Origin of the sequence: Pontiella agarivorans, from assembly GCF_034531395.1 — a bacterium.
Classification (GTDB): Bacteria; Verrucomicrobiota; Kiritimatiellia; order Kiritimatiellales; family Pontiellaceae; genus Pontiella; species Pontiella agarivorans.
Map to the genome: position 1 here is coordinate 110,588 of NZ_JARVCO010000012.1, position 13,541 is coordinate 124,128.

Annotated in this window: 14 protein-coding genes; 8 read left to right on the forward strand and 6 right to left on the reverse strand. The window is 52.8% G+C overall.

The window, feature by feature from the left end; genetic code table 11:
* Positions 1–4: 4 nt before the first annotated feature.
* From rplQ to P9H32_RS13525, 8 genes are all read left to right on the forward strand, one after another.
* On the forward strand, positions 5–430 hold the full coding sequence (gene rplQ / locus P9H32_RS13490; protein ID WP_322609430.1) for a 50S ribosomal protein L17: 426 nt from the start codon (positions 5–7) through the stop codon (positions 428–430).
* Positions 431–722: 292 nt separating this feature from the next.
* Positions 723–1,724: a phosphate acetyltransferase gene (gene pta, locus P9H32_RS13495; RefSeq protein ID WP_322609431.1), complete on the forward strand. Its 1,002-nt coding sequence runs from the start codon at positions 723–725 to the stop codon at positions 1,722–1,724.
* 18 nt (positions 1,725–1,742) lie between these two features.
* Positions 1,743–2,939 carry an acetate/propionate family kinase gene (locus P9H32_RS13500; protein ID WP_322609432.1) on the forward strand — a complete coding sequence of 399 codons (1,197 nt, stop codon included), beginning with the start codon at positions 1,743–1,745 and terminating at the stop codon, positions 2,937–2,939.
* 137 nt (positions 2,940–3,076) lie between these two features.
* Positions 3,077–3,697 (forward strand): exonuclease domain-containing protein, encoded by a 621-nt coding sequence (locus P9H32_RS13505; RefSeq protein ID WP_322609433.1) that lies wholly within the window; start codon positions 3,077–3,079, stop codon positions 3,695–3,697.
* A gap of 127 nt (positions 3,698–3,824) precedes the next feature.
* Complete coding sequence (locus P9H32_RS13510; RefSeq protein ID WP_322609434.1) at positions 3,825–6,251, forward strand: DNA translocase FtsK; 2,427 nt, start codon at positions 3,825–3,827, stop codon at positions 6,249–6,251.
* Positions 6,232–6,867: a helix-turn-helix domain-containing protein gene (locus P9H32_RS13515; RefSeq protein ID WP_322609435.1), complete on the forward strand. Its 636-nt coding sequence runs from the start codon at positions 6,232–6,234 to the stop codon at positions 6,865–6,867. The genes P9H32_RS13510 and P9H32_RS13515 overlap by 20 nt, the downstream gene beginning before the upstream one ends.
* Before the next feature lie 51 nt (positions 6,868–6,918).
* On the forward strand, positions 6,919–7,485 hold the full coding sequence (gene pgsA, locus P9H32_RS13520) for a CDP-diacylglycerol--glycerol-3-phosphate 3-phosphatidyltransferase (protein ID WP_322609436.1): 567 nt from the start codon (positions 6,919–6,921) through the stop codon (positions 7,483–7,485).
* Between the two features lie 6 nt (positions 7,486–7,491).
* The gene (locus tag P9H32_RS13525; RefSeq protein ID WP_322609437.1) at positions 7,492–8,100 is read left to right on the forward strand and encodes a hypothetical protein; all 609 of its coding nucleotides are present in this window, start codon (positions 7,492–7,494) and stop codon (positions 8,098–8,100) included.
* 7 nt (positions 8,101–8,107) lie between these two features.
* Here P9H32_RS13525 and P9H32_RS13530 read toward each other — a convergent pair whose 3' ends face one another.
* The 6 genes from P9H32_RS13530 to P9H32_RS13555 all read right to left on the reverse strand — a co-directional run bounded on the left by P9H32_RS13530 (position 8,108) and on the right by P9H32_RS13555 (position 13,442).
* Complete coding sequence (locus P9H32_RS13530; RefSeq protein WP_322609438.1) at positions 8,108–8,449, reverse strand: zinc ribbon domain-containing protein YjdM; 342 nt, start codon at positions 8,447–8,449, stop codon at positions 8,108–8,110.
* Between the two features lie 105 nt (positions 8,450–8,554).
* A complete protein-coding gene (gene larE / locus P9H32_RS13535; RefSeq protein ID WP_322609439.1) occupies positions 8,555–9,346 on the reverse strand; it encodes an ATP-dependent sacrificial sulfur transferase LarE in 792 nt (263 codons plus the stop codon).
* A gap of 17 nt (positions 9,347–9,363) precedes the next feature.
* Positions 9,364–10,842 (reverse strand): cobyric acid synthase, encoded by a 1,479-nt coding sequence (locus P9H32_RS13540; RefSeq protein ID WP_322609440.1) that lies wholly within the window; start codon positions 10,840–10,842, stop codon positions 9,364–9,366.
* A complete protein-coding gene (locus P9H32_RS13545; RefSeq protein ID WP_322609441.1) occupies positions 10,839–11,822 on the reverse strand; it encodes a FecCD family ABC transporter permease in 984 nt (327 codons plus the stop codon). Before P9H32_RS13545 ends, P9H32_RS13540 begins: the two co-directional genes overlap by 4 nt.
* Positions 11,819–12,604, reverse strand: coding sequence for an ABC transporter ATP-binding protein (locus P9H32_RS13550; protein ID WP_322609442.1), 786 nt, complete (start codon positions 12,602–12,604; stop codon positions 11,819–11,821). Before P9H32_RS13550 ends, P9H32_RS13545 begins: the two co-directional genes overlap by 4 nt.
* Positions 12,597–13,442 carry an ABC transporter substrate-binding protein gene (locus P9H32_RS13555; RefSeq protein WP_322609443.1) on the reverse strand — a complete coding sequence of 282 codons (846 nt, stop codon included), beginning with the start codon at positions 13,440–13,442 and terminating at the stop codon, positions 12,597–12,599. The genes P9H32_RS13550 and P9H32_RS13555 overlap by 8 nt, the downstream gene beginning before the upstream one ends.
* Between the last annotated feature and the right edge of the window lie 99 nt (positions 13,443–13,541).

Here is a 13,541-nt window from a genome sequence, read left to right on the forward strand (position 1 = left end):
AACAATGAGACATCGTAAAAAAACTGTAAAACTGGGTCGCACCAGCGCGCATCGTAATGAGCTGCTCGCTAATCAGGTCTGCGCGCTCATCGACAACAAGCGTATTAAAACCACTGCGCCGAAAGCCAAAGCTGCCCGCAGCCTGGCAGAAAAAATGGTAACCCTGGGCAAGAAGGGCACGCTGGCGGCACGCCGTCAGGCCATTGCAATTCTGAAAAACGAAGCAGCGGTTAAAGAGCTTTTCGATTCGGTTGCACCGACCTTCGAAAGCCGTAACGGTGGGTATACCCGCATCATTAAACTGGGACGTCGGATTTCAGATAGCTCGGAAATGGTTTTGCTCGAGTGGGTGGATGCCGTGGTAACGGCAGCTCCAGCGGCTGATGCTGTACCTGCTGACGAAGAAAAGGAAGTGGCCGCTGCTGAGTAAATCAGTCTTGGTGCTTGCTGCAAAAACCCCGTTGCCTCTAATTCAGGTTGCGGGGTTTTTTCTTGTATAGGGAGGGCTCTTTTAAAGGTTGGTATTTGATTCTGCGAGCTCTTTAAAAATCGGAATACGGTACAAAGTTACCGTCTTAAGAAAGTGGAGGCGGTTGAATAAGGCAAAATAGGTGCGAAAGCTGTAAAATTGGGTTGCTTGAAAAATCCCAACTGATAGCTTTGCTTGGATTTTTTGAAAAATCGGGGATGCATAAACTTAATCAGACGGGGAATAGAGTACAATGGCCAGAAGCGTATTTATTCAGCAACTTATTGATGCTGCTAAACTAAAGAAAAAAAATATTGTTTTGCCGGAGGGCAGCGATGAACGGGTCTGCGAGGCGGCTCACATCATCAATCAGGAGGGAATCGCGGCGGTTACCCTGCTTGGAGAGATTGCTGCGATACAGGAGCGTTTCGCTTCCAAAGGCTGGAATCTAGATGGGATCACGGTAATTGACCCGGAGACATCGGATCGGCTTCAGGAATATGCCGATGCTTTTTATGAAATGCGCAAGGCCAAGGGGATTACGCCGGAGCAGGCGCTGGAAACGGTGAAGCAGGTTACGTATTTCGGCACGATGATTATGCAGGCCGGTGATGCGGATGGGATGGTTTCTGGTGCGGCACACTCAACGGCCGATACCGTTCGTCCGGCCTTGCAGGTTATAAAATCAGCGAGGAAAGGCGGGACCGTTTCAAGCTTCTTCCTTGAATGTGTGAACGGGGTTCCGTATGTCTTTTCCGATTGCGGGCTGGTTGAGGATCCTGATGCGGATCAGCTTTCGCAGATTGCGGTGCAGAGTGCGCATTCGGCGATTCAGTTTGATATTCCGCCGATGACGGCCATGCTTTCCTATTCCACCTACGGTTCGGCCAAAAGTCCGTTGGTTGAAAAGGTTCAGGAGGCCACAAAACTCGCAAAACAGCGGGTGATTGATGAATGTCCTGATAAAGGGATTGTGATCGATGGCGAGTTGCAGCTTGATGCTGCTATTGTTCCGGCGGTGGCGGCGAAAAAAGCGCCGGAAAGTCCGCTCGGGGGCGAGGCGCGTGTGTTGATTTTTCCAGATCTGAATGCGGGTAATATTTCGTATAAAATCGTTGAGCGTATGGCCGGAGCGGAAGCGTTCGGTCCATTGCTTCAGGGCTTGAATAAACCGGTGAACGATCTCTCTCGCGGCTGTTCCGTTGAGGATATTGTGGGTGTTGCAGCCATTACATCGCTACAGGCAGATAGCTAATTTACAGGAAAAGAACGCATGAAGATTCTCGTTATCAATTCAGGCTCCTCGTCGATTAAGTTTAAACTCTATGATACCGGCGATGCGGCCGGTCAGTTCCATGCTCTGTGCGAAGGTCAGGCGGATCGTATTGGCATTGACGGTTCGACGCTGGCTTATGCGAAAGCTGATGAGCCGAAGGAAAAATTCTTTATAGATCTGACCGATCATAAAGTGGCCATTGATGCCATTCTGAAAAAACTGACGGATGCTGAAGCCGGCGTGTTGTCGGGCCTTGAGGAATTAGGCGGTGTCGGCCATCGCGTCGTGCACGGCGGAGAAGATTTTACCGGCTCAGTGGTCATTGATCGGGATGTGATCAAGGCCATTGAACGTAACTCCATGCTGGCCCCGTTGCACAATCCTCCGAATCTTATGGGGATCAAGGCGATGGCTTCATTGCTTCCGGATATGCCACAGGTTGCGGTATTCGATACGGCGGTTCATCAGTCGATGCCGAAAAAGGCTTACTTGTATGCTTTGCCGCGCGCTCAGTATAAGGAATATAAAATTCGTAAATATGGTTTTCACGGCACGTCTCATGGCTATGTGGCGCAGAAGGCTGCTGAGCAGCTGGGCAAGGATCTGAAAGATCTGAAAATCATTACCTGTCATCTGGGCAACGGCGGTTCGCTGGCGGCTTTTCTGGATGGAGTTTCGGTGGATACTTCGATGGGGTTCACACCCCTTGACGGCATCATTATGGGTACCCGTTCGGGAACGCTGGATCCGTATGTTCCGTTACATATTATGGAATCGCAGGAGCTGAAGCCGGCTCAGGTCAGCACCATGATGAATAAGCAGGGGGGGCTGCTGGCTATTTCCGGAAGAAGTGATATGCGGGATAATGTTCAGGGCGCTCAGGAAGGCGATGCAGATTGCGCGCTGGCGATTGAAATGTTCTGTTACAGTATTCAGAAATATATCGGTTCCTATGCGGCGGCGATGAATGGGGTGGACTGCATTGTCTTTACTGCAGGTGTCGGCGAAAATAATGCCATGTTGCGCGAAAAAATTCTGGAGAATTTCACCTTTCTCGGTGTGGAAGTCGATGCCGCTAAAAACAACGCAAATGAGACGGTGCTGACGACGGAAGCTTCGAAAGTCACTGCGCTTAAAATTCATACGAATGAAGAGCTGGTGATTGCGCTGGATACGTATAATCTGATTACGTAAGCCGAAGTGTAATACTGCCCGGTCAGCATGGGCTGATGAAAGGGGATGACTGAAGAGGTCATCCTTTTTTCTTTTCAGTTGGTTTTCAAACCGTGGAGAACTGTGCTTATGTGTATGTCCGTTTCCCGGAGATCTGTATGTCTGAAAATGTAGTGAAGAAAACGTCCGCCTATGTCTGGTTCGATGCCGAGTTTACCTCGCTGAATCTTGAATCCGCACGCCTTCTGCAGGTGGCGGCCATTGTTACCGATACAGAGTTGAACCGCCTGCATCCTGAATCTGCTGATCTGAACCTTTGCATTAAATTGCCCGACGGGGAATCGGTCAGCGAATGGGTTGAGGAGAATCTTCCGGGGTTGGTTAAACAGTGCCGTTCTGCAGAAGCGGTTACACTTGAGGAGGCCGACCGCCAGCTTGCTTCCATGTTGGACCAGTATGCCGGAACTCCGTATGAAGCGATCTCCGGCCGTCCGGTGCTGGCGGGCAACAGTGTGCATAACGACTGGGTGCTGATGCGGCGGTTTCTTCCAGAGTTTGGAAGTCGTCTGCACTATCGTCTGCTGGACGTTTCGACCCTTAAAATCCAGTGGACTGATATCCGTGGCGGGGCGGCGTTCGATAAGGACAGCGTGGCATTGCTGGATCAATATTTTCCGGCGGGCGGAATTAATACGGCCAATGCGCACGACGCATTGTTCGATATTAAGGCCTCTATTGCCGAGCTGGCGTATTACCGCGCAAACCTGTTTGCTCATTAAACTGCTGCTCCAAATCCTGTGCTGTGCGCAGTGACGGTCCCTGTTGACGGTTGAATCTGTTTGTCCAAATTTCAAATAGGCATTTCTTAGTTTTGATTTGGGCAGGGCGCTTCTCTATATTCCGGCAATGGCAAAAACAAAGACAGAAGAGCCGGCGCGTTCCGTCTGGCGTGAAATTTTCGGAGTGCTGATCGCATTGATCGGCCTGATGATTCTTTTGGGGATTCTGACCTATAAACCGGATCAGATTTCAAAATTTACGAATAATCCGAACTGGAGTAATAACCTGATCGGTATTTTCGGTGCAAAAACCGCATTTTTTGCATTCATGTATTTCGGGGTGGCGGGCCTGTTTCTTCCGTTCGGTATCATTTGGGTAGGCATCTCTTCGCTGTTATGGTCGGCCCGCAAAATTTATCCGAAACTGCTTTGGTTTACTCTGGCACTGTTCTGCCTGGCAGGGCTGGCCGATATGAATGAGCAGTTCTGGATGGACTGGGTTGAGGCCCGGAATGTCGGAACACCGGGCGGTCTGATGGGGGAAGTGCTCGCACAGCGTTCGCTGGGCTTCTGGATCGGCCATGTCGGAGCCGGGATTGTGTTCTTTGTGCTCGGGTTTATTGCGGTTGTTCGCATGTTTGATCTGCAGATTGTCGAATTATGCAAACTGGCCTGGGAGAAGGTCCGGGCGCTGAAACTGGAGAAGCCAAGCGAGGAAGAGGTTTTTGAGAAAAAACGCAAAAAAGGGGTGAAGGCTCAAGCAGCGCCAAAGCCGGAGCCGAAACCGAAACGGGTCCGGAAACCGCGTAAACCCCGGGCGGAATCCCGGGCGGTCCCCGTCGCTGAAGAGGCGGCCGCGGAACCGGATATAGACATTCGGGCTATCGTCGAAGAACAACAGAAAAGTACCGCAAAAGCAGAGTCCGGAAAAACCGTACCGCCGAAAGTTGAGAAGGCGAAACCTAAATCGAAAGCCAAGCAGGAAGCCGCCGCTGAAGACGCTGCTTTTTCCAGCAGGCTCGAAACCGATGGACACGATTACAAGCTGCCCCCGCTGGATTTGCTGGATCCTGCCGTTCCGCAGGCCAAGGGGATGTCGGCTTCCGAGGTTGCCGACACCGCGCAGGTGTTGCAGAGCACCCTCGAGGAGTTCGGCGTGGAGGCTAAAGTGACCGGCGTGCAGCAGGGCCCCGTGGTTACCTGCTATGAAATTCTGCCGGCGCCGGGTGTGCGTGTTGAACGCATCAAAAATCTGGCCGATAATATTGCCCTGAAAATGCATGCGGAAAGTATCCGTATTCAGGCTCCAATTCCGGGGAAAGGGGTCTGCGGCGTTGAGGTTCCGAATACAACCCGGGCGGCGGTATTCTTCCGCGATATGATTGAAAGCGCGGAATTCCAAAATGGAAAGAGTGCGCTTCCGTTGGTACTGGGTAAGGACGTCAGCGGCGAAACCATGGTGTATGATCTCGCTAAAATGCCGCATCTGCTGATTGCCGGTGCGACCGGTGCCGGTAAATCAGTCTGTATGAATTCCATTCTGACCGGCTTGCTCATGAAGCATTCTCCGGATGATCTGCGCATGATTCTGGTCGATCCGAAAACGGTTGAATTTCATCAGTATAACAATTTGCCTCATCTGGTGGTTCCCGTCATTACCAACGCCAAAAAGGTGGCGCTCGGCCTCAAATGGGCAATCGATGAAATGGAGCGCCGTTTCAAGTGGTTCCGCCAGGCCGGGGTGCGCGATTTACCGGGATTCAATGCGCGTGCGGTGGCTAAACAGGAGGAGCTCTTCGGAGAAGAGGTCGTGACTGATCCGGATAAAAAGAAAGCGGACCTGCCCGACAAACTGCCGTATATCGTAATTGTGATTGACGAGCTTGCCGATCTGATGGCGGTGGCGCAGGCCGAAATTGAAGCCGGTATTGCCCGGTTGGCCGCGAAGTCGCGTGCGGCGGGGATTCATATGATTTTGGCGACGCAGCGTCCGGACGTGAAGGTTATCACCGGTACAATCAAGGCCAACTTCCCGGTGCGTATTGCCTTTAAGGTTTCGCAGAAAGTGGACAGCCGTACGATTCTCGACCGCATGGGGGCGGATTCGCTGCTGGGTAAAGGCGATATGCTCGTGCTTCCGCCCGGATCCGATAAGCTGATCCGATCGCAGGGCGCATTTACCGGTGATTCAGAAATTGATAATGTAACCAATTTCTGGAAGGAACAGAGCCAGCCGGAATTCATTACGGAAATTCACGAAAAAATTGAAAAGCCGAGCACAGACCTTCCTGAAATGGATGATGGCGGCGATGACGAAATAATTGAGCAGGCGCTGGAGGTGATCCGTCAGACAAAGCGGGCTTCGACCTCTTCATTACAGCGCCGGCTGCGCATCGGTTACACCCGCGCCGCGCGTGTGATGGATCAGCTTGAAGAACGCGGAATTATCGGGCCGCCGGATGGTGCCGGTCCGCGCGAAATTCTGATTGATTTAGACGGGGAAATTCCCAGGAACACAGGAGCAATAGAAGACGATGGAACAAGCGAGTCTTAATATAGGAACAATCGGGCAGCGGCTCGAGGCCGCCCGCCAGGCCAAGGGCGTCACAGTTTCCGAGGCCGGACAGGCCACCAAGATCCTGTCAAAATTTATCGAGGCGATGGAGCACGATGATTTCGGTGCTTTGTCAGCCCCGGTTTATGCCAAAAGTTTTATCCGCATGTATGCCCAGTATCTGGGAATGGATGCTGCGCCTTTGGTGGATGAATATATTGCTCAGCATGCCCCGAAGACGAAGTTGAAGCTGACCGAGGAAGCCCGTCATAATCTGGCCAAAGCTGACCGTGTTCCTGGCGACGCGGGGAATGCGCCGGAAGCGGTGGCCGCCCCACGGTCCGGTGGCGGAGCCCGTGCCGTATTCGGCGAGGTGAATGACGCGATTACGAATCTTTCCGGGAGTGGTATTCCGCTTAAGCTGATCGGTGCCGTGTTGGGAGGTTTGATTCTGATTGGAATTATTGTGCTTTCTGTCTCGCAGTGTTCCGATGAAGAGGCGACGGAGCCTCGTGCCGCCGGTGGTGCGGCTTCGGTGGAGCACCCGTTGATTACGGATGGTGTTCCGGACGCTTTTCTTGCGCAGCCCGGAGTGGTTGAAACCGATACCAAGTAGCGGAATGAATTGAATTCGCCCTGTTCCGGAAAACTGAAAATCAGGATAATTATGAAAAGCCTCCCGAATCATCTGACCGTAAGCCGTTTCTGGATGACCGCCGTAATGATGGTCTGCATGACGCTGGATTTTCCCTATGCCCGTATTGCTGCGCTGGTCATCTTTATTCTGGCAAGTGTTACAGATGCGCTCGACGGCTATCTGGCCCGCAACTTTTTCGGCGTCACTTCATTTGGCAAGCTGATGGATCCTCTGGCCGACAAGGTGCTGGTTTGTGCCGCCTTTATCGGGTTTGTGGAGCTCGACTGTATTGCCGCATGGATGGTGGTGCTGATCATTGCCCGTGAATTTATGGTGACCGGCCTGCGTCTGTTGATGATTGAAAAAGGGATTGTAATGCCGGCCGGGCCGTGGGGGAAAATCAAAACCACCGTCCAGATGGTGGCGATCAGCCTTTATTTCTTCGGCCTGATCTGGGAATCGGAATTTCTTCCAATGCCGGGAACTGCCTATGCCGAATGGCTGGGTATGGGTGCGGCTCTGATAACGGCGTGGTCAGGTGTGGTGTATTTCTGGCAGCAGCGGCATACCATCTGGGAGAAGGAAGAAGAAGGTTGATTGGCCATGGGACGTAACAATGTTGAAAACTGGCGCGTGCAGAAATGTGCGAAGAGCTGTGCGGTCTGCGAACATGAATTTGAAGATAAAGAACGTCTCTATTCCAAGCTGATTTTTGAAGACGGGCAGTATGTCCGGCAGGATCTATGCAAAAAATGCTGGGATAAAAAAGATCCCGGTCTGAGTTCCTGGAAAACCACCTTCATTGTGCCGCCGCCACCCGAAGAGGAAGCGGTGAAAAAAGAAAATGCGGAATCGTTGCTGCGCCGCCTCATGGCCAAAGAAAAAGAAGAGGACTACGCCGCAATTTTTATTCTGACCGTTATGCTTGAGCGTAAAAAAATCCTCGTTGAGCGCGATGTGCGTAAAAGCGAGGACGGGCAGCGGCTTCGAATTTATGAGCACAAGAAAACCAACGAAAGTTTCATGGTGCTTGATCCTGAACTGAAACTCGATGAACTTGAATCGGTACAGGAGCAGGTCGTTGCGCTGCTCAGCGGCCATATGCCGGATGACGAAGAGGTTATCCCGCTCAAGAACCGGAAGGCCCGTCCTTCGCGCCGTCCCAAACTCTGGAAACGTTGGCGTTACTCTGGCCGCTGGTGCGCATTGTAAAGGCCGGTCAGGCCTTTTTAACAAATTCGGATTTCAGTTTCATGGGGCCGAAACCGGGGATTTTGCAGTCAATATTGTGATCGCCTTCGACGAGACGGATACTTTTGACTTTGGTGCCGACTTTGAGCGGTTGTGAAGCGCCTTTGACTTTCAGATCTTTCGCCACCGTGATTGAATCGCCGTCCTGCAATATGTTACCGACAGCATCTTTTACGACCGGTTCGTCACTGACGTCTTCCGCTGAGGTCGTTCCGCTCCACTCATGCCCGCAGTCGGGACAGTTGAAGAGATCCTGGACTTCGTAGGCATATTCTGATCCGCATTCGGGGCAGTTGGGTATATTGCTCATGATTTTCTTTCTGTGTTCTAAGTTTATTGTGTGTGGGTTAAAGATGGCTTCTGTCAGCACAAAATAACGATTCTATTTTGATTTGGCGGGATGCTCTGTCTGCATTCAGGCACTCGATCCCATGGTGTAGCCGCTGAGGTCGAGGGTGACAAATCGGTAACCGGTTTTTTTTATGGCATTCACGATTTCGATGCGCTCGTTCATCATTTTATCAAAATCGGCTGAATCAATTTCGATGCGGCAGAGATCGTCGTGATGGCGAATACGATACTGTGAATAACCGCGTGCGCGCAAAATAGCTTCGGCCTTTTCAACCTGAGTCATGGCTTCGAGTTCAATGCGGGTTCCTGTGGGAAACCGGGAGCCGAGACAGGCGAAGGAGGCTTTGCCTGCGGTTGGAAGTCCACGCCGTTCGCTGAGGAGGCGAACTTCCTTTTTATAAAGTCCCGCATTCTGCAGCGGGGCAATGACGCAGTGGTTGGCGGCGGCCTGGGTGCCGGGACGGACGTCGCCTTTATCATCTTCAATCGCGCCATGTGCCAGGATAATGTCACCGAATTCGGAAAGGATCATTTCCATTTTGGTGAAGAGTTCGTTCTTGCAGTGGAAGCAACGGTCGCCTTTGTTTTCGAGATAGTCGTCTTTCAGATGTTCTTCGGTTTTGATGATGCGGAGGTTCCAGCCGCGGTCGGTGGCCATTTGAACGGCTTCCTGCAGTTCTTCACGGGGGATAGACGGCGAATCGGCGATGACCATCATGGCATTATGGCCTAAAGCCTCGTGCGCGACATCGGCGAGGTAGGTGGAGTCTACGCCGCCGGAATAAGCGATGGCTATGGAGCCGTAGGATTTCAGTTCTTCGAGCAATACCTGCTCTTTTTCATCGATCAAATTCATGGCTGAACAGTATCAGATCAGCGTGAAAAGGCGATATCAATCAGCCGTTCCATATCGAGATTTTTTTCAAAATGTTCTGCCAGCCGGTCGTATTGCTGTTGCTTGAATGTCGCGGAAATCTGCGTGTCTTCGGCGGGATAGTCCGGGTCGAGTTTTTGCAGGAACCCGTTACGGAAGTCGGGAGAATCAAACAGGCCGTGGAAATAAGAGCCCATGATTCTTCCATTGTTGGAAACTGCGCCGTCCGTATCCGTTTCGTTTTTCCCATTTCGGCGGTTGATCCGGAGGAACGGTTGGGCCGTGTGCCGGGTGGTGCGGCCCATGTGGATTTCATATCCTTCAATCGGAGTGCCGTTGGGGAGTTTTCCTCGGGAACGGGAGAGCTGTTTTTCTTTTGCCAGTACAGTTTCAATATCGAGCAGGTCGAAGCCGGGGGACGTGCCGGGAGATCCTTCGACTCCATGAGGGTCGGCGATGCTGCAACCGAGCATCTGAAACCCGCCGCAAATGCCCAGTACGGTTCCTTTAAAATTGCGGATAGGTGTTTCCCAGCTTTCGTCTCGAAGCCACTGCAGGTCGAAACGAACATTTTTCGTTCCGGGGAGAATCAATGCGTCATAGCCGTCCAAGTTCCGGGGTTTGGAAAGGTAGTGAAAACGAACGGCGTCGTTGCGAATGAGCGGGTTGAAATCGGTGAAGTTGGAGATGTGGGGTAATCGGATGCAGGCTATATTTATTTTTCCGGGAACGGGGCCGTTTGGCGGGTCAATAACGGTTTCAAGCGGGAGGCCGTCCTCGGAGTCGATTTCAATATGCCGGAAATAGGGAATCAGACCGAGTACGGGGAGCCCGGTCTGTTCTTCCAGATAGCGGATGCCGTCGTCGAATAACGAGGCATCGCCGCGGAATTTATTGATGATGAAACCGGCGACCCGTTTGCGGTCTTGGGGCGGCATTACGGCAAGTGAGCCGATGATCTGCGCAAAAACGCCGCCGCGGTCGATGTCGGCCACCAGAATAACCGGTGCGTCGGCAGCATGGGCGGTTTCAAAGTTCACAAAATCACGGGATCGAAGATTCACTTCGGCGCACGAACCGGCCCCTTCGATGATCACCAGTTCATATGTGTTTTTCAGTTTTTCCAAGGATTGGAAGGCGGGTACACGGATTTTTGACGTGTCTTTAAAGTAGTCGGCCGCCAGTGCGCTGCCGATGGATTTGCCTTGCAGTATGACCTGTGCGCCGGTGTCGGTATTGGGTTTCAGCAGGACGGGATTCATATCGGTGTGTGGTTCAATTTCACAGGCTTCGGCCTGTACCGCCTGGGCGCGTCCCATTTCTCCGCCTTCGAGGGTGACGTAGGCGTTGTTCGACATGTTCTGCGCTTTGTAGGGCGCAACAGAATGGCCTCGTTTTTTAAGGATGCGCCCGATCGCGGTGACGACGATGCTTTTGCCTACGTCGGAGCCGGTGCCGAAAAAGGCGATGGCGCTCATAGATCCAGTCCGCCTTTGCGGTTGAGCAGGAGGATGATGAAGAAGGGCCCGCCGAGCAGGGCGGTAAGCACGCCAACGGGCAGCTCTGCACCGGAGGTCAGACCGGACAGTATGCGGGTGGCGGTGTCGCACAGGACTAGAAACAGACCGCCGAACAGGAACGTGGCCGGTGTGAGGATGCGATGATCGGCACCGAAGATTAAACGGCAGATGTGCGGTGACATCATCCCGATAAATCCAATCGGGCCGCAGACGGCGACTACGCCGCCGACCATGAGTGATGCAGCCAGAAAAATCAGTTTTTTGACCCGGCCGGTATGTACGCCGCGGCTGATGGCCATATCTTCGCCGACCATGAATAAATTCATTTCCCGGGTGATCAGTGCCAGAATTGCGCCGCCGCTTAGAAGGAAGGGCAGCAGGTTGAAGAGCTGGGTGTGGCCGGCGGTTGAAAGGCTGCCCATCATCCAATGGACAATGCGGAAGGAGTGGCTGAGCCCGCTGAGGTATTGGATGAAAAGGATCAGACTGGAAAAGAAAAAACTGATGGCGATGCCGGAAAGTAACAGCGTTGGTGTGGAGAATCCTCCTTTGAGGCGGGTCAGCCCGTAAACGAGCAGAATGGATAGCAGGGCACCAAAGAAGGCCGCCCAGGATACAGCGGATATGCCAAGCAGGGAAAAGGCGAGACCCAGCCGGATGAAAATGGCGGCACCCAGTGCGGCCCCGCTGGAGACGCCAAGGGTGAACGGGGTGGCCAGCGGGTTGCGGAAAAGGGCTTGAAAGGCCATGCCGCTGAGGGCGAGCATGGCTCCGGCACTGAATGCGCAGAATACTCGCGGAATGCGGATGCCGGTCAGGATTTCGTGTTCCTGCCCGCTGGCATTGAGTGGAATGAATTCCATGCCAAACAGCGGCGCTAATATAAGGACTGCTAATGTGATGCCTGCCAGCAACAGAAGTTTGATTATCGGTCTCATGTGTCGCCTCCGGTGATTATCAGAGGCAGGGGGTGTGCGGAGGTGAAAGCGCTGATGAAATTCGTATCGTAGATTTTTTTCAGCGTTGTTGTATCGGTTGCTTCCTGTGCGGTTCCCGAAAAGATAATGGAGCCTGCTTTGAGCGCGATCACTTTGTTGCTGCAGGCTGCGGCCATGTTGATATCGTGGTGCACGGCGATGATGGTCCGGCCATGGTCCCGGCAGGCGGACTTCAGAATGCTGGAAACCTCGGCCTGGTGTTTGTAGTCAAGGAAGGTCGACGGTTCATCGAGCAGAAGGATTTTTGTGTCCTGTGCCAGTGCGGCAGCAATGAACGCCATCTGCCGTTCTCCCCCGCTGAGTGAATTCAGACGGCGTTTGCGGAAAGGCTGAATGCCGGTGCGTTCCAGTGCATCGTCGATAGCGGAAAAATCGCCCTTCGTCATGGTGGTGAATGCGGAAAGGTGCGGGTAGCGGCCGGTAGCTACGAGCTCTTCGACGGTGAGTGGATTCATGCGCCCTTCAGCTTGAGGAACATAACTCTGCAACCGGGCAATATCGCGGTGACTGAGATTTTTTGAATCGTTTCCTTCGATGGAGATGGAGCCAGTCCAGTTGCTGTAAATTCCGGACAGGCATTTAATCAGGGTGGTTTTTCCTGCGCCGTTGGGGCCGATAATCGATACATATTCGCCAGCGGCGGCCTCGAAGGAGATATCTTCTAAAATGGGGGTTCCTGAAAGCCTTACCGAGAGGTTTCTGACCTGGATAATGTTATTCATAAGTACCCAATATTTTTTCGAAGTCGGCGAGAATCCGGGTAAAGCGGGGGCCGGGGATACAGGTATAATCTCCGGTCAGGACATAAATTCGGTTGTGTTTTACGGCGGAAATGCCGTCGTAGTCGCTCCAGGTTTTTACGGGATTTTCCGGGGGCTGGGTTCCTGGGGCCATTTGGATGATGATTTCCGGGTTTAGCCGGATGACGGCTTCTCTGGATAGCGTGGAAAAGGCCAAGTTGTTTTCAACGACATTGGTTCCGCCGGCGAGTTCCAGCAGTTCGTTGTGCAGGCAGTCTGAGCCGAAGGCATAAATCTGGTCTATTTGCGTGGCGTCACCGCCGAAAGTGATGAGGACCCTCGGGGTATAATCAACTTTGCGGATCCGGGAGATTTGGTCCGTCATCTGAGTGGTCAGGGTTTCTGCCCGTTTGGGTACTCCGCAGGCTACTCCGACGGCACGGACCGAGTTGATGATATCATCAATATGTTCTGTGTAGGTTTCGAGGTAGGGTATGCCGAGATCGTTGAGGCGGCCTTTTTCGGACGCATAGTTATGATGCAGTAAAACCAGGTCCGGCTTAAGCGTGACAATTGCCTCGAAATTAAACTGCCCAAATCCGCCGACACGCGGGATTGTTGCGGCCTCCTCCGGCCAAAGGCAGTATGAGGTTGCGCCGACCAGCCGGTCGCCAAGTCCCAGTAGATAGACGGTCTCGGTGATATCCGGTGCAAGCGAGATGATGCGTTCGGGCACGCCGTTCAGCCCGGCCGGGGGCTGCCGGCTGCATCCAGCAATAAGGCCGAGGATACAGATCAGAAAATGGATTCGTTTCATCATGGGTCAAAGGGGAAAACATAGATGGTTTTCCAAGCCTTGAAAAGCGCCTTGCCATTACCTCTTGGCAGAACCATCAAATCCGGAGCAGAAATAATGAGC